The sequence below is a fragment of the Desulfovibrio sp. 1188_IL3213 genome (assembly GCF_036763145.1).
Taxonomy (GTDB): Bacteria; Desulfobacterota; Desulfovibrionia; order Desulfovibrionales; family Desulfovibrionaceae; genus Desulfovibrio.
Window position 1 is genome coordinate 1 of record NZ_JBAIYR010000068.1, and the last position, 8,391, is coordinate 8,391.

At 57.2% G+C, this 8,391-nt stretch carries 5 protein-coding genes, 4 tRNA genes and 1 pseudogene; 5 read left to right on the forward strand and 5 right to left on the reverse strand.

The features are described from left to right. From V6C16_RS05065 to V6C16_RS05085, 5 genes are all read left to right on the forward strand, one after another. On the forward strand, window positions 1–833 hold an 833-nt coding region (locus tag V6C16_RS05065), incomplete at its 5' end, for a phenylacetate--CoA ligase family protein (RefSeq protein WP_333542839.1). Window positions 834–1,287: 454 nt separating this feature from the next. Continuing rightward, window positions 1,288–1,362 (forward strand) — tRNA-Gly (locus V6C16_RS05070). A gap of 10 nt (window positions 1,363–1,372) precedes the next feature. Further along, window positions 1,373–1,446, forward strand: a tRNA-Cys gene (locus tag V6C16_RS05075). 34 nt (window positions 1,447–1,480) lie between these two features. After that, window positions 1,481–1,555 (forward strand) — tRNA-Gly (locus V6C16_RS05080). A 5-nt stretch (window positions 1,556–1,560) separates the two neighbouring features. Beyond that, window positions 1,561–1,635, forward strand: a tRNA-Gly gene (locus V6C16_RS05085). Window positions 1,636–1,812: 177 nt separating this feature from the next. On the opposite strand, the gene V6C16_RS05090 is transcribed toward V6C16_RS05085, so the two are convergent. The 5 genes and pseudogenes from V6C16_RS05090 to V6C16_RS05110 all read right to left on the reverse strand — a co-directional run. Further along, window positions 1,813–2,256 carry a cytochrome c3 family protein gene (locus V6C16_RS05090; protein ID WP_333536049.1) on the reverse strand — a complete coding sequence of 148 codons (444 nt, stop codon included), beginning with the start codon at window positions 2,254–2,256 and terminating at the stop codon, window positions 1,813–1,815. A 409-nt stretch (window positions 2,257–2,665) separates the two neighbouring features. Beyond that, window positions 2,666–3,649: a formate dehydrogenase accessory protein FdhE gene (locus V6C16_RS05095; protein WP_333542840.1), complete on the reverse strand. Its 984-nt coding sequence runs from the start codon at window positions 3,647–3,649 to the stop codon at window positions 2,666–2,668. Between the two features lie 311 nt (window positions 3,650–3,960). Next, complete coding sequence (locus tag V6C16_RS05100) at window positions 3,961–4,620, reverse strand: 4Fe-4S dicluster domain-containing protein (RefSeq protein WP_333534645.1); 660 nt, start codon at window positions 4,618–4,620, stop codon at window positions 3,961–3,963. Between the two features lie 49 nt (window positions 4,621–4,669). After that, entirely contained in the window at window positions 4,670–7,708 is a 3,039-nt protein-coding gene (gene fdnG, locus V6C16_RS05105) for a formate dehydrogenase-N subunit alpha (RefSeq protein WP_333534644.1), read from the reverse strand. Between the two features lie 457 nt (window positions 7,709–8,165). Continuing rightward, window positions 8,166–8,391, reverse strand: a pseudogene (locus V6C16_RS05110) (FmdE family protein); the annotation flags it as partial.

The window sequence follows — 8,391 nt, forward strand, 5'->3', positions numbered from 1 at the left end:
CATCCGGCGGAGCCACGCGCCGTCAGGCTCACCTGATGCGGGATTTCGGGGCCACGGTGCTGTGCGCCACCCCCTCTTACGCCCTGCATCTCTGGGAAGCCGCCCACGAGTCCGGAGTGGATTTTCGCGAACTGCCGCTGCGCACAGGCATTTTTGGCGCGGAGCCGTGGTCAGAAGCCATGCGCCGCGATATTGAGGAAAAGATGGGCATGGACGCCATGAACATCTACGGCCTTTCTGAAATTATGGGGCCCGGCGTGGCTATGGAATGTGTTGAGGCAAAACACGGCATGCACCTGTGGGAAGACCACATTCTGCCGGAGATCATCGACCCCGTGACCGGCGAGCAACTGCCTCCCGGCCAGGTGGGCGAACTGGTGCTGACCACCCTCACCAAAGAGGGCATACCCATGCTGCGCTACCGCACCCGCGACCTCACAAGCCTTGACTACACCCCCTGCCGCTGCGGGCGCACACATGTGCGCATTTCGCGCCTTCAGGGCCGCAGCGACGACATGCTCATCATACGCGGTGTCAACGTCTTTCCGCAGCAGATCGAAGGCCTGCTTATGGAAAGTGACGGCCTTACGCCCAACTATCAGATCATTGTGGGTACATCCAACAATCTGGATACTCTTGAGGTGCGCGTGGAAGTCAGCGACACCCTGTTTGCCGACGAGATCCGCAAACTGCAAATGCTTGAAAACCGCCTGCAAAAAAGCATCAAGGAATTCTTGGGAGTCTCGGCCAAGGTGCGCCTGATGGAGCCGCGCTCCATCCAGCGCTCTGAAGGCAAGGCCCAACGCATCGTGGATCAGCGCGAAAAATCGTAGCGCACGCCGCATACACTTTGGGACAGAACCGAACTTCAGGCGGGCCACTACGGCCCGCCTGATTTTTGGCTGCCCTCCCCGGACCGCGGGGCAATTTCATGCCGGTTTTGCACATCAAATAGAGCATTTAACACTTGAAATGCTTGCTTACGGCAGGCAAAAGCCTGCCTGCTCGCATTTCGCGGCAAGGATTTTCAGGAAAATCCTTGCAGAGCAGTTGACTCGTTTCATTCGTAAACTGCTCTAGAGCATTTAACACTTGAAATGCTTGCTTACGGCAGGCAAAAGCCTGCCTGCTCGCATTTCGCGGCAAGGATTTTCAGGAAAATCCTTGCAGAGCAGTTGACTCGTTTCATTCGCAAACTGCTCTAGCAGAAAAAAATAAAACTTTTCGAAATTTATGGAACAAAGCTTGACACTCAGGCCTAATCCACGTAAAAGCATACCTCGCTGAGCGGGAGTAACTCAGTGGTAGAGTGCAACCTTGCCAAGGTTGAAGTCGCGGGTTCAAATCCCGTCTCCCGCTCCACTTTTTTGCTGGCGGCATAGCCAAGTGGTAAGGCAGAGGTCTGCAAAACCTCCATCTCCAGTTCAAATCTGGATGCCGCCTCCAAAAAATTTTCACGCTTCGCCGTTTCGCAGACCACGCGGGAGTAACTCAGTGGTAGAGTGCAACCTTGCCAAGGTTGAAGTCGCGGGTTCAAATCCCGTCTCCCGCTCCACTTTTGCGGGAATAACTCAACGGTAGAGTGTCAGCTTCCCAAGCTGAAGGTTGCGGGTTCAAATCCCGTTTCCCGCTCCAGAGAAAGAACACGCCCTTACGGCTATGCCGCAAGGGCTTTTTTTGTTGCCTGCTTAAAAGCCCTGTGCCCCATGCTGAATAATTCTGGCAGCAGAATGCTCCAGACAACAAGGATGCCGGTCAACCTGGGTTGACCGGCATCCGGCATTCGGCACACTTGCCGCATGTCATGCAAAATTACTTTTTGGCAGCCTTGGCGGCCTCGGCGGCTTCACGCGCGGCGGGGCTCATGTGGCAAGGACGGCAGCCCTTGAACTGCGGGAACTTGCCCGGATTCTCAGCAGCAAGCTTTTTGTGGCAGCCAAGGCACGAACGGTCGCCATTCTTGGAGTGGAATGCCATAAACATGCTCATGGGATCGCGTTCACGCGCGCCGGGCGTGGCGTGACACTCGGTACAGGCCACATAGCGGCCATCGCTGCCTTCTTCGTGGTGGCAATGGAAGCAGGAAATACCCTTGTGCGCGGTGTGGGGAAACATGACGTTCATGCGTTTGGAGCCGGAAGCTTCAATTTCAATAGGTTCTTTGATAACTTGCGACATCTCCTTGACGCTGCGGGCCTGTGCGCCGCCGGCCCACAGAAACATCAGGGCAAAAAGAGTGAAGACCAGGGTTTTCATGAACAAGCTCCTCCTGAGGTAGTAAATCTTCGGAAACCCTGAGTAATGATCATTTTTGTCCTCTGCCCGCATCAGTCCTCCTGCAGAAACCTCATGCATGTGTGATGCACTTGACTCCGCCCGGACTTCGTCAGCTCTGGCAAAGAGCAAAAATCCTCACTACTCCGATGGTTACCTTGGTGTCTCTGCGCATGCCGAACCGTCCGGCCAGCCTGGCCGCTGACGCTTCCGTCAGCCCGGCGGCTTGCGGGCGCGCTCCTGCCCGTCGGCCCGGTCCGTCATGCTTCCGACCTTTCACACACAACTCTTCGCGCTTACGGCTGTTCATGGCGCGTGCAAACCCATGCCGCCATAGCCGCCTACCTGTTTCCGGCTTAGAGCATTTTACCTTTGAAAAAGTGTAAATGCTCTAAAAAGTATTCCAGAACGAAATCTTGAGCGGGCGCAACTTTTTGCGGGCCGCCACCATGTCCAGATGCATCATGCCCAGAGCCAGCGCATCCATATCCGGGATCCCGTCGCGTTCACGCAGGTCCACCGTGGGGCAGTAGGCTTTGCACTTGGTACACCAGTCCAGCCGCTCACCGTGCGCCGCCGGGCCGCTTTCGCGCAACATTTCAATGACGCCGCTGCCCTTTTCGCCGCACGAGGGGCAGGTTCCGCGCATAAATTTCCAGTCAGTGCCGCACAGGCCGCAGTGCAGGTGCTTCTTGCCGCCGCCACCGACCAGATAGGCATTTTTTTCGTCAACAAGGGGTTTGTCCAACCAGGCAATGGTGGCAAAGCTGCCACAGACAGGGCAGTAGCCCTGCCGCCACAGGCTGCCCGCATCCCAGGGGGCTTCCCCTTCTTCCGGCAGGCTCCCTGCCGCAATGGCACGCAAAACCGGGGCCAGCACAAATCCAAAGGCAAAGTGCAGAACCGAAGGATCAAGGTCATGCTCGGCAGCAAGACGGGTTTCTTCTTCGCTGTTGCCCGACAACAAAGCCTCGGCCAGCGCTTCGCGCGGATCCCGCAAGACTTTGGCCCCTTTGCCCTTCTTTGCCGTTGCGGTCGCCGGAGCCAGCAAAAAAGCCTCAAGGGCGGGCATATGAGGGGTCATGGTTTCAAGCCCCGCCAAAAGAGGCAGCAATGTTTCTGCGCTTTGGCGCAACGGCGCGGCGGCTCCTGTCAGCGGCACGCCAGCCAGCAGGGAAAGCCCCTGTTCCAGTGCGCCGGGCTGTGCTTCAGGCAGGCTCAACCCCGCAGCGCGTATGCTGTCGGCCAGATCATCAACCAGTTGGGCCTGGGCGGCCAGCAAGGGTCCAAACGCCCGCAGCACGGGTTCCAGCACGGGGCGGTATTCCACTACCTCCGCCAGGGTTTTTGCCACGCTTTGGCAGGATGAGGCCATTGATGCTCCAAAACCCGGAGGCCGGAACCTCCGTCCGAAAGGTGACAGCGGCGCGCGGGCTGTTTCCCGCGCGCCGCACTTGATGCCGTATCACTGGCCCGACTGCAAAAGCGGCCCGCCTGTTTCCGGCGAAAACGCCTTTTCGCCGGGGATATGCCCAAGTGTTCCGCCCGGCCGTGCCGTGTGTTCCGGCTTCCGGCATGACGCCGGAAGCCGTTGAATACCCTGCAGGCCTGACGCCAACGCTGTGGATCAGCATAGTTTCAGTTGACAATTATGGCAATGCCAAACTGAAACCTGACTGAAGCGCTCTACATAAAGGCCGCGAACTCGTAATACTTGTCCTTGGTGTCGGCCAGCAGGTAGATAACGCTGACATCTTCCATATCGGCCAGAAAAGCCTTGGGCCAACGTTTTTTGGCGGTCTCAAGGCGTTTTTGGGCCAGGGGCAGCATTTCTTCACGCTCGCCGAAAACCATGGCCCCCGTGGGGCAGGTTTTGACGCAGATGGGCTGCATGCCCGCGCTGACACGGTCAATGCACATGTCACACTTGGTCAGGCGGCCACTTTCAGGGTCGCGCCTGGGGATATTATAAGGACAGGCCTCCTGTATGGCCTGGGCATCGTCCTCGCTGAGCTTGGACGATTTTTCCGTAGCCAGCACGGCCCCTGTTTTCTTGTCGTGTATGATGGCGCCCGGCACAGCCATGTCCGCCACGTCCACGCAGGGCGGCGTAAGGCAATGGCGGCACTGGTCGGGAAAGAAGTTCCAGACCACGTCGCCCTGGTCATTGATATATTCGTGAAAGCGAACAATCTTGAGGTTGTTGGGATTCAGATCCGGCGGATTCTGATGCGTGCCGAGCTGTTTGGTGTGGTTGGCAGGCAGATCATGCCATTCCTTACAGGCCAACTGGCAGCCACGACATGCCGTGCACCGCGTGGTGTCAACTAAGAATGTTTTCGGCATAGTATGCTCCTTGTCAGGCGCGCCCTCACGGGAGGGCGCGCCCTTCGCGTTAGCCTATTTCGGTGAGTTTTTCAGCCTTGCGCAGGTTGACGCAGCAGGCTTTGGACTCGGGAATGGTGGTATTGGGATCGTACGCGCCCACGGTAAGCCTGTTGGTGGAGTCGCCGGTTTTCGGCGTTGTCCAGCCAAAGGCAAAGGGCATGCCCACCAGATGGACTGTCTTGCCCATAACCGTGAAGGGCCGTATGCGCACCGTCACCATAGCGATGGCCTCGCAATTGCCACGCGCGCTTTCAAGCACAACACCGTCGCCGTTCTTGATGCCCTTTTCCTTCGCCAGCTCGTGGCTCATTTCCACATAAAGCTGCGGCTCTGTTTCCAGCAGGTTGGGCACGTTGCGCGTTTCACCGCCGCCACACCAGTGCTCGGTAAGGCTGTAGGTGGTCAGCACTATGGGGTAACGCGGGTCGGCCGGAGGCGCGATCTTGTCCATGTCGGTCTTGTGATACTTATACACCGGGCTGCTGAGCTGCTTGGAGAACGGATGGCTCGCCAGGGGCGTTTCAGCAGGTTCGTAGTGTTCGGGGAACGGACCGTCAGCCGGGCCAGGCCCGTAGAACTGGGCAAGCCCGTCCTTGACCATGATGAAAGGCAGCTTGCCCTTGGGGTCAGACATGGGCGGCCACGGGCCGTCTGGCACATCGCCCACCCACTTGCTGCCGTCCCATTCGATGACAGCCCTGTCGGGGTTGAAAGGCTTGCCGTTCATGTCCACCGAGGCGCGGTTGTAAAGGATGCGCCTGTTGAGCGGCCAACACCAGGACCAATTGGGGTAAAGCCCGATCTTGGCCTGCATGGGCGTCTGGCTGGGGTCGCGCCGCCGCGATTTGTTACCGTCTTCTTCCGTCCAGCTTCCGGTATATATCCAGTTGAGTGAAGACGTTGTGCCGTCATCCTTGAGCACACCGAAGGTAGGCACAAGCTGACCGCGCTTATACGCTTTGTCGCCCACCTTGGAGTCGGCCCAGAAGAAGCCGTTGATGCGCCTGGCCCAGTCTTCGGGGTCGTACTTGTCCGTCCAGTTCATCTGGAGCACGGCTTCGGGCAGCACCCCGCCCTCTTCCTTGTACATGCGGCGGATGGTGTTAAACAGCGGCACAACCACATCAGCGAAGTTGCGCGCCTCGCCGGCCGGCTCCACGGCCTTGTCGAACCACTGCAGCCAGCGTCCGCTGTTGCTGATGGTTCCCGCCTTTTCAATGCGGTGAGCCGAAGGCAGCAAAAAGACCTCGGTCTTTTTGGTCTTGGGATCCACGCCGGGGCGTTGCCAGTTGTCCGTGGTTTCCGAGTTATGGATTTCAGAACAGACCAACCAGTCAAGATTGTCCAGGGCTACCCGCATCTTGTTGGTATTGGGGAAGCTGTTCATGGGGTTTACGCCCATGATGAAGCCGCCCTTGATCTTGTTGTTGTATATCCTGTCCATAGCGAACATGTACGAATAGTCCTCGCCCGGTTCCAGTTTGGGCAGCAGACTGTAGCAGAAGTCGTTTTCGGGGGTGGCGGCATCGCCGTACCAGCCCTTGAGCAGACTTGTCACATATTTCGGCCTGTTGCCCCACCAGTTGGCGCTGTTGGACACGGCCGTCACCGGGGTATTGGCCTTGTTGTATTCGGCCAGAGTCTGCCACGGGGCCTGGGGCGTACCGTGGTAGCCGGGAATGTTGTTGTACAGCAGGGCATGGTCTGTGGAGCCCTGCACGTTGGGTTCGCCGCGCAGCGCGTTGATGCCGCCCCCTGCGATACCGATGTTGCCCAGCAAAAGCTGCACAAGGCTCGAAAGGCGGATGTTCTGTACGCCAACGGTGTGCTGTGTCCAGCCCAGAGCGTAAAGAATGGTCCCCGCCTTGTCCGGCCTGCCGGTAGCGCAGAAGTTTTTGTACACCTTGAGCAGGTTGTCCTGCGAAACGCCCGTAACGTCGGAAACGTTTTTAAGCGTATAGCGGGAGTAATGGTCCTTCATGAGGTTGATGACGCAGCGCGGGTTCTTGTGCGTGGGATCCACCACAGGACCGCCGTCAGGCCCCTTGGCCAAGGCCCACTTGCTTTTGTCATACTTGCGGGTGGCAGCGTCATAGCCGCTGAACAGCCCGTCTTCAAAGGCGTAGCCGTCACCCACAACGAAGGCCGCGTTGGTGTAGTTGTTGACGTAATCCTTCTGGTACAATCCGTTTGCAAGGATGTAGTTGAGCATGCCGCCCAGGAAGGGAATGTCCGTACCCGACCGAAGGGGTACGTGGAAATCACACCTGGCGGATGTGCGCGAGAATTTGGGGTCGACGTGCATGAGCACGGCCCCGTTGTCCTTGGCCTTCATGATCCACTTGAAAGCCACGGGATGATGTTCAGCGGCATTGCTGCCGATAATAAGCACCGCATCGGCATTCTTGATGTCGATCCAGTGGTTGGTCATTGCACCGCGTCCGAACGACTCTGCCAGAGCCGCAACAGTGGGGCTGTGTCAGACCCGCGCCTGGTGGTCCATATGGACAACACCCAGGCCGCGCAAGGCTTGATGGATCACCGCGCACTCTTCGTTGGAAGCGTGCGACGTACCCATCCAGAAGATGCTTTCCAGACGGTTGACCGTCTGTCCCTTGTCATTTTTCAGGATCATATCCTTGTCGCGTGCATCCTTGACGCGGCGCGCTATTTGCTCAAGGGTCCAGTCCCAATCCTTTTCTTCCCACTTATCGCTGAAAGGAGCGCGATACATGGGCTTCATCAGGCGGTGGTCGCTGGTGTACATGGAGTACAGCGCCGCGCCCTTGGCGCACAGCGCGCCTTCGGTAATGGGAAAGTCCGGATCGCCCTCAGTGGAGACAAGCTTGCCACCCTTGACGTAAGCGATAACCTGACACTGAACGGAACAGAAGGGGCAGATGCTTTGTACTTCCTTGGCACCCTCGATCTTGAGCTTGCCGGCGTATGCCTGGGCTTCGCCCAGGTCAAAACCCAGGTGCCCCAGCGTAAGGCATAATACCCCTGCACCGACACCTTTGAGAAAACTCCGTCGAGTGCTTTTCATGAGACCTCTCCTTGTTTGTGCCTGTCACATGCGCGGGGCCGAGGCAGGCGGCCGCGCAAAAGATGCTTTGGCGACAATGTGTACGCCTTGATAATAATAAAGAGTTGCGGTCACCATATTCCAAAAAACGTGATGTCGCAAGATTGTTCGAGATTTTATATTATTGTTTCAAGTGTTTGTGATATTTTTCCCTATCATGCAAATTGTCATACCATTACAGCAAGATACTTGCACGATGATTCAGTGCAGCCCTTTTTTTGCTGAAAAACCACAAAAAACGTGTACATAATATCCACTGAAATTACTGAAGTTTTCTTTTCTTATTTTATTTGGCATAAAAATTTTTTTTACGTCCCTGCCACCAACCCGGCCCGACCGCAAAAGCGGCCAGAAAAACGGCCTGCGATTTTTTTTCACAGGCCGTTGAACTGACTACGAACTTGCGGATTTTACTCCATTATTTACCAAACCAACACTTGGGCCAGGTGCAGGTGTGGCAGGCCAGGCAGTAACCGCCCTCGCCCATGCGGGCAAGCTCGGCACGGGTAATCTCACGCCCGGCCAGAAGGCGCGGCAGCACAAGGTCAAGAAAAGTGGTCTTGAAGTACAGGGCGCAGGCAGGCACGCCAAGCACCTGCATGTCGCCGTCAGGGCCGGGTATGCGACCGACGAGGCTCATGGTT